Annotated in this window: 17 protein-coding genes; 4 read left to right on the forward strand and 13 right to left on the reverse strand. The window is 39.5% G+C overall.

The features are described 5' to 3' along the window. Positions 1 to 89 precede the first annotated feature (89 nt). Genes QM928_RS00725 through QM928_RS00735 form a run of 3 tightly spaced genes read right to left on the reverse strand, consistent with a single transcriptional unit; the run spans position 90 to position 2,223 of the window. The gene (locus tag QM928_RS00725) at positions 90 to 932 is read right to left on the reverse strand and encodes an amino acid ABC transporter substrate-binding protein (RefSeq protein ID WP_414294232.1); all 843 of its coding nucleotides are present in this window, start codon (positions 930 to 932) and stop codon (positions 90 to 92) included. A gap of 9 nt (positions 933 to 941) precedes the next feature. Continuing rightward, a complete protein-coding gene (locus QM928_RS00730; RefSeq protein ID WP_414294233.1) occupies positions 942 to 1,571 on the reverse strand; it encodes an amino acid ABC transporter ATP-binding protein in 630 nt (209 codons plus the stop codon). 10 nt (positions 1,572 to 1,581) lie between these two features. Then, complete coding sequence (locus tag QM928_RS00735; RefSeq protein WP_414294234.1) at positions 1,582 to 2,223, reverse strand: amino acid ABC transporter permease; 642 nt, start codon at positions 2,221 to 2,223, stop codon at positions 1,582 to 1,584. Positions 2,224 to 2,440: 217 nt separating this feature from the next. Here QM928_RS00735 and plsY point away from each other — a divergent pair, with 217 nt between their 5' ends. Then, on the forward strand, positions 2,441 to 3,082 hold the full coding sequence (gene plsY / locus QM928_RS00740; RefSeq protein WP_414294235.1) for a glycerol-3-phosphate 1-O-acyltransferase PlsY: 642 nt from the start codon (positions 2,441 to 2,443) through the stop codon (positions 3,080 to 3,082). Positions 3,083 to 3,113: 31 nt separating this feature from the next. Here the strand turns inward: plsY and QM928_RS00745 are convergent, their stop codons facing one another. The 10 genes from QM928_RS00745 to QM928_RS00790 form a co-directional block, all read right to left on the reverse strand. Beyond that, the gene (locus QM928_RS00745; protein WP_414294236.1) at positions 3,114 to 4,070 is read right to left on the reverse strand and encodes an ABC transporter permease; all 957 of its coding nucleotides are present in this window, start codon (positions 4,068 to 4,070) and stop codon (positions 3,114 to 3,116) included. A 2-nt stretch (positions 4,071 to 4,072) separates the two neighbouring features. Beyond that, a complete protein-coding gene (locus tag QM928_RS00750) occupies positions 4,073 to 5,131 on the reverse strand; it encodes an ABC transporter permease (RefSeq protein ID WP_414294237.1) in 1,059 nt (352 codons plus the stop codon). Continuing rightward, complete coding sequence (locus tag QM928_RS00755; RefSeq protein ID WP_414294238.1) at positions 5,131 to 6,660, reverse strand: ABC transporter ATP-binding protein; 1,530 nt, start codon at positions 6,658 to 6,660, stop codon at positions 5,131 to 5,133. Before QM928_RS00755 ends, QM928_RS00750 begins: the two co-directional genes overlap by 1 nt. Before the next feature lie 141 nt (positions 6,661 to 6,801). Further along, the gene (locus QM928_RS00760) at positions 6,802 to 7,857 is read right to left on the reverse strand and encodes a BMP family lipoprotein (protein ID WP_414294239.1); all 1,056 of its coding nucleotides are present in this window, start codon (positions 7,855 to 7,857) and stop codon (positions 6,802 to 6,804) included. A gap of 90 nt (positions 7,858 to 7,947) precedes the next feature. Beyond that, positions 7,948 to 8,337: a cytidine deaminase gene (locus QM928_RS00765; RefSeq protein WP_414294240.1), complete on the reverse strand. Its 390-nt coding sequence runs from the start codon at positions 8,335 to 8,337 to the stop codon at positions 7,948 to 7,950. Beyond that, a complete protein-coding gene (gene deoC, locus QM928_RS00770; protein ID WP_075231950.1) occupies positions 8,324 to 8,986 on the reverse strand; it encodes a deoxyribose-phosphate aldolase in 663 nt (220 codons plus the stop codon). Before deoC ends, QM928_RS00765 begins: the two co-directional genes overlap by 14 nt. Before the next feature lie 17 nt (positions 8,987 to 9,003). Continuing rightward, entirely contained in the window at positions 9,004 to 10,287 is a 1,284-nt protein-coding gene (locus tag QM928_RS00775) for a pyrimidine-nucleoside phosphorylase (protein WP_075231951.1), read from the reverse strand. Further along, positions 10,284 to 10,874, reverse strand: a complete 591-nt coding sequence (locus tag QM928_RS00780; RefSeq protein WP_414294241.1) for a class I SAM-dependent methyltransferase — start codon at positions 10,872 to 10,874, stop codon at positions 10,284 to 10,286. The genes QM928_RS00775 and QM928_RS00780 overlap by 4 nt, the downstream gene beginning before the upstream one ends. Positions 10,875 to 10,981: 107 nt before the next feature. Beyond that, positions 10,982 to 11,260, reverse strand: coding sequence for a 1,4-dihydroxy-2-naphthoate prenyltransferase (locus QM928_RS00785; RefSeq protein WP_414294242.1), 279 nt, complete (start codon positions 11,258 to 11,260; stop codon positions 10,982 to 10,984). A gap of 169 nt (positions 11,261 to 11,429) precedes the next feature. Then, complete coding sequence (locus QM928_RS00790; protein WP_414294243.1) at positions 11,430 to 11,834, reverse strand: hypothetical protein; 405 nt, start codon at positions 11,832 to 11,834, stop codon at positions 11,430 to 11,432. A gap of 201 nt (positions 11,835 to 12,035) precedes the next feature. On the opposite strand from QM928_RS00790, the gene coaA reads away from it, so the two are divergent. The 3 genes from coaA to QM928_RS00805 all read left to right on the forward strand — a co-directional run bounded on the left by coaA (position 12,036) and on the right by QM928_RS00805 (position 13,835). Next, positions 12,036 to 12,956, forward strand: a complete 921-nt coding sequence (gene coaA, locus QM928_RS00795) for a type I pantothenate kinase (RefSeq protein WP_414294244.1) — start codon at positions 12,036 to 12,038, stop codon at positions 12,954 to 12,956. 52 nt (positions 12,957 to 13,008) lie between these two features. Continuing rightward, complete coding sequence (rpsT, locus tag QM928_RS00800; protein WP_029689628.1) at positions 13,009 to 13,257, forward strand: 30S ribosomal protein S20; 249 nt, start codon at positions 13,009 to 13,011, stop codon at positions 13,255 to 13,257. Between the two features lie 65 nt (positions 13,258 to 13,322). After that, the gene (locus tag QM928_RS00805) at positions 13,323 to 13,835 is read left to right on the forward strand and encodes a DNA topology modulation protein (protein ID WP_075231955.1); all 513 of its coding nucleotides are present in this window, start codon (positions 13,323 to 13,325) and stop codon (positions 13,833 to 13,835) included. Positions 13,836 to 13,860 lie beyond the last annotated feature (25 nt).

The following is a 13,860-nucleotide window of genomic DNA, read 5'->3' on the forward strand; positions in this document are numbered from 1 at the left end:
AAATTTTCAAGTTAAAACCCTATTCACAAGTCCTATTTAGTAAAAAATCACTCATTTCCACCCTAAAAAAAGAAACCAAGACGAGAGTCTCAGTTTTCTTTTCCTTTAACTTGACTTGTTGCAATATTTTCACCAAACCATTTTTGGCTAATTTCTTGGAATTTACCTTCTTGATAGAGTTCCACAAAAGCTTGATTCAAATTCGCTAACAAGGTCTTATCAGCTGGTCTCACACCAACTGCAAAAGACTCGCTCTCAAAACCAGCTGGAAAAATCTCATACTGGTCTAAAATTCCTTCAGTTTCAAGATAATAATTGGCGTAAACACGGTCTATTAAGAGGGCATCAATCCGATCATTTTGCAGGTCAATCAAGGCTTCTGTAAAACTTTGATATTGGTTTGCCTTCTTATCTTTTACAATATTTTTTAAGAGTTCCGGTTGAGCTTCAAAATCTATATAACCAGAGGAACCTGCTTGGGCTCCCAAAATCTTATCTTTCATATCCGAAACCGACTGGATATTTTGCGATTTTTTAGAGACTAGAACTTGTTGATTTTCCATGTAGGGAATGGTAAAAGCAACCTTTTCACGGCGTTCATCAGTCGCTGAATATCCATTCCAGATAGCATCAATAGTGCCGTTTTGAAGTTCGGTTTCCTTCATGTCCCAATCAATGGGTTGAAACTGTACCTTGAAACCCAGTTTCTCAGAAACAGCCTGGGCTAAGTCAATATCAAATCCGACATATTGTCCATTCTTTTCTTCAAACCCCATAGGAACAAAGGTATTGTCAAATCCAATAGTAATGCTTCCTTGTTGTTGGTATTTGTCCCAATTATCGACTTTGGGATCACTAGCTTTTTGCGTGCATCCTACCAGGAAAAAAGCCAGAAAGAATACCAAAACAAGACTGATTTTCTTTAGATTCATAGACACCTCCTACTTAGGCTCTACTTTGAGAATCTGATCAGCAATATTCTCTGCAAACTGGAGATCGTGAGTCACGACAATCTGAGTCATGCCTAATTCTCGATTTTGTAGAATCAGTTTTTCAACCTCGAGACGCAACTCAGGGTCAAGAGCTGAAGTTGGTTCGTCATACCCAATCACTTCAGGATCTATCATCATAGCGCGTGCTAAGGCTACACGTTGTTTTTGACCACCAGACAAGGAATAAGGATAGGCATCCACATGAGCTTCAAGTCCTAGACGAGTTAATAAGTCGACCGCCTTCTTCCTGGCATCTGCTTCAGACATCCCCATAGTCTTGATAGGTGATAAAATCAAGTTCTCCATAACGGATAAGTGAGGAAAAAGCTGAAAATCTTGAAAAACAAAACCTAATAAGTGACGCTTTTCAAGTTCATCCAAAGGTAGGGATTCTCCATTATAAAAAATCTCACCTGAATCAATGGTTTCAAGTCCAGCTAACATTCTAAGCAAGGTTGTCTTCCCACCACCAGAAGGTCCAACGATGGCCAAAATTTGCTTTTCAGGAATTATTAAACTGAAATTGGATAAAATTTCTTTTTTTCCAAATTTTTTGCTGATATTTTTTAACTCTAGCATGGATAACCTCCTATCTATAGTAGCTAAACTTTTTCTCAAGTTTCTTAGCTATAATCGTAACGATACCAATCATGAGAAGATAGATAGCTCCTGCTAGAAACATTGGAATCAAGCTCGCATCACGATTGGCTGCAGTACGACTGGCTAGGATTAAATCTGAAATACCGAGTGCATAGACCAAAGAAGTATCTTTAACCAAACTCATAACCTCGTTAAATACACTTGGTAAAACAATCTTGGTTACTTGTGGCAAGATAATATAACGGACGGTATCGATAGGTTTGAATTTCAAAACCTTAGCTGCTTCATATTGTCCTTGAGGAATCGTTGCAATCCCTCCACGGAATATTTCTGCAAAGTAGGCTGCATAATTAAGCGTGAAGGCAATAATCGCTGCTGGTACCCGATCAAGTCGAATTCCGATACTTGGGAGGACATAATAAATAAAAATCAACTGCAAGAGCAAGGGGGTTCCACGCATTATCCAGATGTAAATGTCAATTATATAATGGAGGGGTTTCCAATGAACCTGTAAACAAAAGGCAATGATGATACCTAGAGGGATTGAAAAGAGCAAGACCAGTGCAAAGACCTGTAAAGTCATTGTCGCACCGCTCAATAAACTTGGTAATATCTCAAATAAGTAAGACATATTCCACCTCCTAAAAATAATTGTTCCTATTATAGCATAAATAAACATAAACACAAGATATTTCTGAAATTTTCATGATTTTTTAAAACTTTAGCCTTTATTTTTGAATAAAAATGGTACTAATGATAAACTTATCAACTTTGATAAAGTATCAGATGTCACAGCTAGTAAACAGATTCAGTTTCGTTTCTCTCCTAATTCATGGTATAATAGAAACATGATGACAATAGTATTATTAATTTTAGCTTATCTGCTGGGGTCAATCCCTTCAGGACTTTGGATTGGACTATCCTTCTTTAAGATAAATTTACGTGAACATGGTTCTGGCAATACTGGAACAACCAATACCTTCCGTATTTTAGGTAAAAAAGCGGGTATGGCAACCTTCGTGATTGACTTTTTCAAAGGAACCATCGCAACCCTACTTCCCCTTATCTTCCATGTACAAGGAATCTCTCCTCTCATTTTTGGTCTCTTAGCCGTAATCGGACATACTTTCCCAATTTTTGCAGGATTTAAGGGGGGTAAGGCTGTCGCAACTAGTGCTGGAGTCATTTTCGGATTTGCTCCTCTATTTTGCCTCTATCTAGCGGTTGTCTTCTTTGGAACTCTATATCTAGGAAGTATGATTTCTCTCTCTAGTGTTACTGCTGCTCTCGCTGCTGTACTTGGGGTGATTCTCTTTCCACTTATCGGTTTCCTACTGCCAAGATACGATTTACTATTTGTAGTGATTATCCTAGCTCTCGCAAGCTTAATTATCATTCGCCATAAGGATAACATCAATCGTATTCGTAATAAAACAGAAAATCTTGTTCCCTGGGGCTTAAACCTCACACACCAAGAACCTAAAAAATAAAGCATCAGTTTCAAACTGACGCTTTTTTTGTTTATTTAGATTTGATATAGTTGATACCATCTGCCTTCGGTGCAACAGCTTTACCAAAGAAGGCTGCTAATACGACAATGGTCAAAAGATATGGTGCAATTTGCAAGTAAACGGCTGGAACTCCTTGCAAGAAAGGAAGTTGAGAACCGATAACTGCTAAACTTTGTGATAGTCCGAAGAAGAGACTTGAAAGCATAGCACCAACAGGATTCCACTTACCGAAAATCATAGCAGCAAGTGCGATAAATCCAGGTCCAACGATGGTTGTAACTGAGAAGTTAACGGAAATTGACTGAGCGTAGATAGCTCCACCGATTCCTCCAAGGAAACCTGAAATCACAACACCCAAATATCTCATCTTGTAGACATTGATTCCCAATGTATCAGCTGCTTGTGGATGTTCACCAACTGAACGAAGGCGAAGTCCAAAGCGTGTTTTGAAAAGGATAAACCATGCTAAGAATGAGAAAGCAATTGCAAGGTAACCAAGTAAACTGGTTGACTTGAAGAAGATATCTCCTAGAAATGGAATATTGGCTAAGACTGGGAAATCAAAACGTCCAAAGGTTTGAACCAAGTTGTCCGTTTGCCCCTTGTTATAGAGGACTTTTACCAAGAAAACAGCCAAGGCAGGCGCCATCAAGTTTAGCACAGTACCACTGACAACATGGTCAGCACGGAAATGAACTGTAGCCACTGCGTGAATGAGCGAGAAGATAGCTCCGACTGATCCACCAACTAGAAGAGCCAACCAAGGAGTCGCTGCTCCTAAATCTTGAGCAAATTCAAGGTTAAAAACAACTCCAGAAAAGGCACCCATGACCATGATTCCTTCAAGACCAACATTAACAACTCCGCTACGTTCAGAGAAAACTCCTCCGATACTTGTGAAAATAAGTGGTGCTGAGTAAATCAACATTGAAGAAACCATAAGGGTTAACATTGTTGTAATCGACATCCTTATTTACCTCCTTTAAGTTGTTTTCTTGGTTTGACAAAGCGTTCGATGATGTAGTGAACGCTGACAAAGAAGATAATTGAGGCTGTAACAATACTTACAAGCTCAGATGGTACTTGAGCAGCATTCATACCAGGGGCTCCAACTTGAAGTACTCCGAACAAGAAGGCTGCAAATAGAATTCCAACTGGTGAGTTTGCAGCAAGTAGGCTGACCGCCATACCATTAAATCCGACTGCCAATGATGAACCTTGAACATAGACGTTTTGGAAGGTACCAAGTCCTTCTACAGCTCCACCTAGACCTGCAAGAGCACCTGAGATAATCATTGATAGAATAATGGTTCGTTTAGCTGAAATACCTGCGTATTCAGAAGCATTTGGATTGAGACCAACTGCACGGATTTCAAAACCGAGAGTTGTCTTCTTAAGCAAGAACCAGATTACTGCAACTGCAATGATAGCAAAGAAAATCCCAATATTCATACGAGAGTTTCCAGTTAACTCAGCAAGCCAAGGTGTTTGATAAGTTGCATTTGCACTTACTCGGATAGATGAGTCTGTACTTTGCATGATTTCTTTAGGGAAGTGGTGGATAAAGGCATTTCCCACATAAAGAACAATGTAGTTCATCATGATGGTTACGATGACTTCAGATGTTCCAAGATAAGCTCTTAAAATACCAGGAATGGCACCAACGATTCCTCCAGCCACCAACGCAATGACAACTGTCGCAAGAATCAACAATGGACGTGGCAAATCTGGATTCGAAAGAGCGAACCAGCCACTCATAACCCAACCAGCGAGTGCTTGTCCTGGAAGCCCGACATTAAAGAAACCGGCACGACTCGCAACTGCAAATCCAAGAGCAATCAAGACTAATGGCCCCATTGCACGGAAGATTTCACCAATACCACGAACACTACCAAAGGCTGTGTAGAACAACTCTTCATAACCCCAAATAGCATCATAGCCAAAAATCCACATGACGATGGCTCCAAGCAAGATTCCAAGGATAACAGAAATCAAGGGAACCGAAATTTGTTGTAATTTTTTAGACATCACTCTACTCCTTTTTCCAATTCACCACCAGCCATCAAGACACCAAGTTCTTGCTTGTTGGTTGTTTCTGGCGTTACAATCCCTTGAATCTTACCATCATGGATAACAGCGATTCTATCTGATACGTTTAGAATCTCATCTAGTTCAAAGCTGACTACAAGGACAGCTTTCCCATTATCACGTTCTTGAATCAAGCGTTTGTGAATGTACTCAATGGCACCGACGTCCAAACCACGAGTTGGTTGGCTGACGATGAGGAGATCCGGATTTCGATTAATCTCCCGAGCGATAATTGCTTTTTGTTGATTTCCTCCAGAAAGGGCAGAAGCAGGAACAATCTCACTAGCAGCACGAACATCAAACTCCTGCATCAATTTTTTTGCATAGTCAAGGATATTCGTATAATTTAAAATTCCCTTCTTGCTAAGAGGTTCTTTATAATAGGTTTGAAGAGCGATATTTTCAGAAATCATCATTTCCAAGACCAAACCATCACGGTGACGGTCTTCCGGAACGTGACCAACGCTCAGTTCAGTAATTTGACGTGGATGCAATCCTACAATGGACTGGCCTTTCAATTCCACACTACCAGACTCAATCTTACGAAGTCCTGTGATAGCTTGGATCAATTCAGACTGACCATTTCCATCAATTCCGGCAATTCCGACAATCTCACCAGCTCGAACATCGAGTGAAAGATTTTTAACAGCAGGAACGCCACGGTTTTCATGAACAAGCAAGTCTTTGATGGAAAGAACGACTTCTTTAGGTTGTGGTGCTTGCTTCTCAGTTTTGAAGGAAACAGAACGTCCCACCATCATCTCAGCCAAGTCAGCGTTAGTCGCACCAGCAATCTCAACTGTTTCGATTGATTTCCCACGACGGATAACTGTAACGCGGTCAGAAACCGCACGAATTTCATCCAACTTGTGGGTAATCAAGATAATTGATTTGCCTTCTTTGACCAAGTTTTTCATGATAGCCATCAACTCATCGATTTCTGATGGCGTTAAAACAGCAGTTGGTTCGTCAAAGATAAGAATATCGGCACCACGATAAAGTGTCTTCAAAATTTCAACACGTTGTTGAGCACCAACAGAGATATCTGCTACTTTAGCAGAAGGGTCTACAGCTAGTCCATAACGCTCTGATAATTCAAGAATTTCTCGACTTGCTCGAGCAATATCTAGAACACCATTTTTGGTTAATTCGCTTCCCAAAATAATATTTTCAGCAACAGTGAAAGCCTCTACCAACATAAAGTGCTGGTGAACCATCCCAATTCCTAGGCTAGCTGCTTTTGATGGCGAGTCTAGTTTTACAACTTGACCGTTAACCACAATTTCACCACTAGTTGGTTCTAGAAGCCCTGCTAGCATGTTCATAAGAGTGGACTTACCAGCTCCATTTTCTCCTAAAAGTGCATGAATCTCACCTTTACGAAGTTCTAGGTTAATTTTGTCGTTAGCGACAAATTCACCAAAAACTTTGGTAATTTCACGCATCTCAATGACATTTTCGTGTGCCATGTGCTCTTCCTTTCAGAGTTTTATTTTGTTTCAATAAAACCTGCTAAAGAAACTTAGCAAGCTCTATTGAGACAAAACACTTTGTCTCAATTCTTAAAGAAGCGGCCACAGGCCGCTCCCCTAAGAAATGACTTTCATCCATTATTTTTCAGGAACTTTTACACTTCCATCAAGGATTTTAGCTTTTGCATCTTCAACAGCTTTTTTACCTTCTTCAGAAAGGTTAGTTGTTACTAGATCAACCCCTTTATCCTTCAATGAGTAAACGATCACTTGACCGCCAGGGAATTCACCTTTTTCAGTTTTGTTTGCGATATCTTGAACTGTTGTTCCGACTTGTTTCAAAGTAGAAGCAAGTACGAAGTTTGATTCTTTACCATCTTTAGAAGTATATTTACCTTCTTCAACTTGGTCACGGTCTACACCGATAACCCAAACTTTTTCGCCTTCGTTTTTGCTTTCATTCAAAGATTTAGCTTCTGAGAAGACACCTGCACCAGTACCACCAGCTGCTTGGTAGATTACGTCTGCACCTGCAGCGTATTGAGCTGCAGCGATTGTTTTACCTTTAGCGGCATCACCAAATGAACCAGCGTAGTCTACTTGTACTTTGATAGATGGGTCAACTGACTCAACACCAGCTTTGAAACCAGCTGCGAAACGAGAAATAACTTCAGATTCCATACCACCTACAAAACCAACTTGTTTTGTTTTAGTAGTTTTAGCTGCTGCTACACCTGCAAGGTAAGCTGCTTCGTTATCAGCAAATGTTACACTTGCTACGTTCTTTTGATCTTTAATCACATCATCAATCAAAACATAGTTCAAGTCTGCATGTTCTTTCGCTGCTTCTTCAACTGCATTGTGAAGGGCAAAACCAACACCATAAATCAAGTTGTAGCTTCCTGCTGCTTGGTTCAAGTTGTTAGCATAGTCAGCTTCACTTGTTGATTGGAAGTAAGTAAAGCCATTATCTTTTGAAAGATTGTGCTCTTTACCCCAAGCTTGAAGCCCTTCCCAAGCTGATTGGTTAAATGATTTATCATCAACACCACCAGTATCTGTAACGATAGCTGCTTTAGTCTTCACATCAGAAGAAGATGAAGCTGCGTTACGAGAAGAGCGATTACCACATGCAGCAAGTCCAAATGCTGCTACTGCAACTAGACCAAGGCCTAGCCATTGTTTCTTGTTCATTACTGAACCTCCTAAATAAGATGCGCAACGAAGTTGCAAGTATGGATTGATTGGTCACAAGGACCCTTGTCACTCAGGGAGTGACGCAGACTAATGTAAGTCTGTAAATGAGTATGGAAGTAATTCCCCGACCGTCATCTCGACCGTCGATTTATCTTTGGCAACTAAGGTCACCTTTAGATCTTGTTCAAAAAATTCGACCATAACTTGGCGACAAGCTCCACATGGAGAAATAGGTTTCTCAGTTTGACCATAAACAATCAATTCTGAAAAGTCTCGTTGTCCTTCAGAAACAGCTTTAAAAATAGCTGTTCTCTCACCACAGTTGGTCAAGGGGTAGCTAGCATTTTCAATATTGCATCCTGTATATACGCATCCATCCTTAGCAACCAAAACGGCACCGATTGGAAAGTGTGAATAGGGTACATAAGCTTTTTTACTAGTCTCAATCGCTAAGTCAATCAATTCAGTAGTCGCCATCTGCTAACTCTCCTTTTAAGATTGCTACACCAGAAGATGTTCCAATACGAGTAGCTCCAGCTTCAACAAAGGCAACAGCATCTGCATAAGAACGAGCTCCACCAGCAGCCTTAACCCCCATATCAGCTCCAACTGTCTGGCGCATTAATTTAACATCCGATAGGGTTGCACCACCTGTTGAGAAGCCTGTTGACGTCTTGACAAAGTCTGCTCCTGCTTTCTGAGCTAGCTGACAAGCTAGAACTTTTTCTTCATCAGTTAACAAACAAGCCTCAATAATAACCTTAACCAGTTTGTCTCCACTTGCTTCAACAACTGCTCGAATATCTGACTCAACTAAATCAGCATTCCCAGACTTGAGTGCTCCAACATTGATAACCATATCAATTTCGTCAGCACCATTTTGGATTGCTTCTTTGGTTTCATAAGCTTTGACAGCTGAAGTTGTAGCTCCAAGAGGGAATCCCACTACTGTACAAACCTTGACATCAGTATCTACGAGTGCAGTTTTTGCATGCGAAACCCAGCAAGGATTGACACAAACACTGGCAAAATCGTACTCTCTTGCTTCAGATAGCAAACGATCGATTTGCTGTTCGGTAGCATCTTGCTTTAAAAGCGTATGATCAATGTATTTATTTAGTTTCATTTCGTTTTTTCCTTAAATTAGGAGATGATTTCAATGATTTCACGCGTTTTTATCGCTTCATCACTTATCTTAATTTTAACATAATTTTGGAAATCTGTAACTAGTTCCGGAGAAATTTTGCCATTTGCATATACTTTTGCAACAATTTCACCCTTTTTGACTGATTCTCCAACTTTCTTCTCAAAAACAATCCCTGTCTCATAGTCAAGAGCATCTGTTTTAACGGCACGACCAGCACCCAATCTCATGGCAAAAAGACCAAACTCCATGGCTGGAAGTTCTACGATAACACCATCCTCTTGAGCAAGAATATCAACTACATGGTCAACTTTTACTGGACGATAGAGGTCTCCTAGGTCTCCACCCTGAGCTAGAACCATCTCTTCGAATTTCTTGAGAGCTTTACCATTTTCAAGATGTTGCCTTACTTCCTCAATAGTTTTTTCAACATTTGCTAATGATAGCATAATCTGGGCCAACTCACAGATAAAGTGGCTAATATCTTGACGGCCTTTACCTTGAAGAATTTCCAGAGCTTCTAGGATTTCTAAACGGTTACCAATGGCACGTCCTAAAGGTTGACTCATATCCGTAATGACTGCTACTGTCTTGCGACCTACAGCCTTACCAAGGTTTACCATGGTTTGAGCCAGTTGGCGTGCCTCATCAACTGTCTTCATAAAGGCACCTTCACCCACTGTTACATCAAGTAAGATAGCATCAGCTCCAGCAGCAATTTTTTTACTCATGACCGAACTAGCAATCAAGGGAATGGTATCAACTGTTGCTGTCACATCCCGAAGGGCATATAGAAGCTTATCCGCCTTAACTAGTTGATCGGATTGCCCAATAACTGAAACTCTAATTTCTTGAACTTGTTTGATAAATTCATCCTGACTGCGTTCAATCTGAAAACCTTTGATGGATTCTAATTTATCAATTGTTCCACCTGTGTGTCCCAAACCTCGACCACTCATCTTAGCAACTGGGACATCAAAACTGGCTACCAAGGGTGCTAGGATTAAAGTTACCTTGTCACCAACACCACCCGTAGAGTGTTTATCAACCTTGACACCATCTATAGCTGACAAATCAAACTCCTGGCCTGTCTTAACCATATTCATGGTTAAATCAGAAATTTCTCTCGTGGTCATTCCTTGGAAGTAAACTGCCATGGCAAATGCTGACATCTGGTAGTCAGGAACAGTTCCTGCCACATAGCCTTCAATCAACCATTGGATTTCACTGGAACTGAGTTCTTGTCCGTCTCTTTTTTTCTGGATTAGATCTACTACTCTCATTCTTTCACACTTCTAAGGATATAATATCCCTTATCTTTTTTTACAATCTCGCAATTGCCAAATACATCTTCCATCTTACTTTTGGCACTAGGAGCTCCTTGTTTTTTCTGGATAACGATAGTCAAATCTCCACCGTCAACTAGAAAGTCTATACTTTTTTCGATGATTTCATGAACGACCTGCTTGCCTGCACGAATGGGCGGATTCGAAATGACATGATTAAATTGTCCTTCTACCTGCTCATAAATATTAGACTGGAAGATAGTCGCTTGAACCTTGTTTTTTACTGCATTTTGCTGGGCTAAATCCAGGGCACGATTATTGATATCCACCATCGTTGCTTGGGCACCATAAGCCTTAACCAAAGACAAGCCTATCGGACCATAGCCACAACCAACATCAAGAATTTTTTCATCTTTTTCGACATCTAGACATCTTAGTAATAACTGACTTCCAAAGTCAATCATTTTTTTACTAAAGACACCCGCATCTGTCAAAAAGGTCATCTTTTGCCCAAGTAGCTCAACTCTAAGCTCATGAATATCATGGGCTGCATCTGGATTTTCTGCATAATACATTTTACTCATGACACTATTTTACCATAAAAATAAGTTATTTGTAAATCGTTTACAAAGATAGCAAGCCCTTAAATCATATTGTATTTTCTCAAAAATAATATAAATTCGGATTAACATTAGGGACCTAGTAAAAAGCTCCCAACTGCCATGGTAATCGGAAAAGCAAAAATGCAAGCAAGACCAAAAAAGAAGAGCCAGCACTTTCTTTTAAAGAAAGCTAGCACAAGGTAGCCAAGACCTATGAGGGGCAATAAGATAAACAAAACAAAAGTGGTCCAGTTATGGCTCTGAGTTCCTATCGTAAAGGAGAAATTCACCCAGTTTGGTGATAACCATAAAACAACTACAAATAGACTGATAAAAACCAGCGCCTTTTCTCTTAATCTAGCTTTCATCTTAACACCTCCTTTATAGGTTTTCCCCCTTATATTTTAACAAAGAAAGCGCTTTTCTTCAATCTCTATCAATTATTGGAAACGAATGACAAGTCATTGGGAGCTATAAGGTATCACAGTCAGGATAAAACAACAAATTTATTGTCTATAATCAGACGCATTTTGATTACTATTGCTTCACCTTCAAATACTTAATTATCAACAGGATTCCCAAGAAGATGTTTAGATAAAAGCCCAACTGATAAGTTTGTGTCAGGATTTCCAAACTTGTCCACAGGCGTATCAAATCTTCTATTGACATGCGGAATAAATAACCCTCTGTAGCAATCCACAAAATCAAAAATAGATAACTACCAGCAGCAAGGAATTTTGTCCAACCTTTCCTTAACAACCATGCAATGAGGAGTGAACAAATGAAAATAGTTGTTACAATGGCATAATCCATTAAAAATGTAAAACCGTAATAAATTTCCACAAAACGTCTACCATTATCCACATTGACTCCTTTTATAAAAGGTAAAGCAAAACTTAAAATAAAACAGAGTTCCAATATGTAATTTTTTAAGATTTTCATAGTACACCTCCTATGAGTTGTGAACTAAAAAGCCCCCTTTATTAGCTGATAAAATCAGGAGAAATCAGCTCCTACTTCATCAATAAATTGTTCATTCTCTATCTACTTATAGTATATACTACTGACTTATCACATTCAAGAAACCGCTTTATTTTTTTAGCTTTTTATGGTATGATAGACAAAATATCTAGGGGAAAACAAATGACCAACGAATTTTTACATTTTGAAAAGATAAACCGCGAAACTTGGCAATCCCTGCATCGCAAATCCACACCGCCATTAACTGAGGAAGAACTGGATTCTATCAAAAGTTTTAATGACCAGATTAGTCTTCAAGACGTTACAGATATCTATCTGCCACTGGCACATCTGATTCAGATTTACAAACGTTCCAAAGAAGACCTTGCCTTCTCAAAAGGCATTTTCCTTCAAAGAGAGAGTAAAAAACAGCCCTTTATTATTGGAGTTTCAGGAAGTGTCGCTGTCGGTAAATCAACCACTAGTCGTCTCTTGCAAATTTTGCTTTCTCGTATCGTTCCTGAAGCAAGTGTTGAGCTAGTTACTACGGATGGTTTTTTATACCCAAATAGTGTCTTAATTGAGCAAGACATTCTCAACCGCAAGGGTTTTCCAGAGAGCTACGACATGGAAGCTTTGCTCAATTTCCTAGACCAACTCAAAAATGGGCAGGATGTTGATATACCTGTTTATTCCCATGAAATCTATGATATTGTCCCTGGTCAAAAACAACGAGTAGAAGCCGCTGATTTTGTCATTGTTGAGGGTATCAACGTTTTCCAAAATCCTCATAATGCCCGTCTCTATATTACTGATTTCTTTGACTTTTCAATCTATGTCGATGCCGCAGTCGAGGACATTGAAAGCTGGTATTTGGATCGTTTCTTAAAACTTCTTAGCTTTGCTCAGGATGATCCAGGCAGCTATTACTACCGTTTCACTCAACTTCCCCTTAGTGAAGTCAAGGATTTTGCCCACCAGGTTTGGACCAGTATCAACCTAACCAATCTCCAGAATTACATTGAACCAACACGAAATCGTGCAGAGGTCATTCTCCATAAATCTAAAAATCACGAAATTGATGAAATTTACTTAAAAAAATAATTTTCCCTTGTCAAAACGTAAGTTTTCAGATATAATGGTATAGTTAGTAAAAATGGAGGTAAGAACATTGGCAAACATTAAATCAGCTATCAAACGCGCTGAATTGAACGTTAAACAAAACGAAAAAAACTCAGCTCAAAAATCAGCTATGCGTACTGCTATCAAAGCTTTTGAAGCAAACCCATCTGAAGAACTTTACCGTGCTGCCAGCTCAGCTATCGATAAAGCAGAAACTAAAGGTTTGATCCACAAAAACAAAGCAAGCCGTGATAAAGCACGTCTTGCTGCTAAACTTGGTTAATCATTAACTGCATACAAAATGAGCTCCTCGGAGCTTTTTTTGTGCACATTATTCTGGAGATTATTATGAAAATCGCAATTATCGGATATTCTGGTGCTGGTAAGTCAACGCTAGCTGAAAAGTTATCTCTCTACTACTCCATCCCAAAACTTCACATGGATACACTCCAATTTCAACCTGGTTGGCAAGACAGTGACCGCGAATGGATGTTGACCGAGATGAAAAGCTTTCTCACCAAGCATGAAGCTTGGGTCATTGATGGGAATTATTCTTGGTGCTATTACGAGGAAAGAATGCAGGAAGCTGACCAAATCATCTTTCTCAATTTTTCGCCATTAACCTGTCTCTTTCGAGCCTTTAAACGGTACCTTACATACCGAGGCAAGGTCAGGGAAAGTATGGCTAAGGGATGCCCCGAGCAATTCAACTGGGAATTTATTCGTTGGATTCTCTGGGATGGTCGAACAAAAAATGCTAAGGATAGATACCAATACTTAAACAATACTTACGGAGAAAAGATGCGCATTCTCCATTCTCAAGCAGAGATCGATTGTTTTTTGCGATCTTTAAAAAAGTAAACAATATAGTAGCATTTCATTAAAA

Origin of the sequence: Streptococcus infantis (genome assembly GCF_047460405.1) — a bacterium.
Classification (GTDB): Bacteria; Bacillota; Bacilli; order Lactobacillales; family Streptococcaceae; genus Streptococcus; species Streptococcus infantis_Q.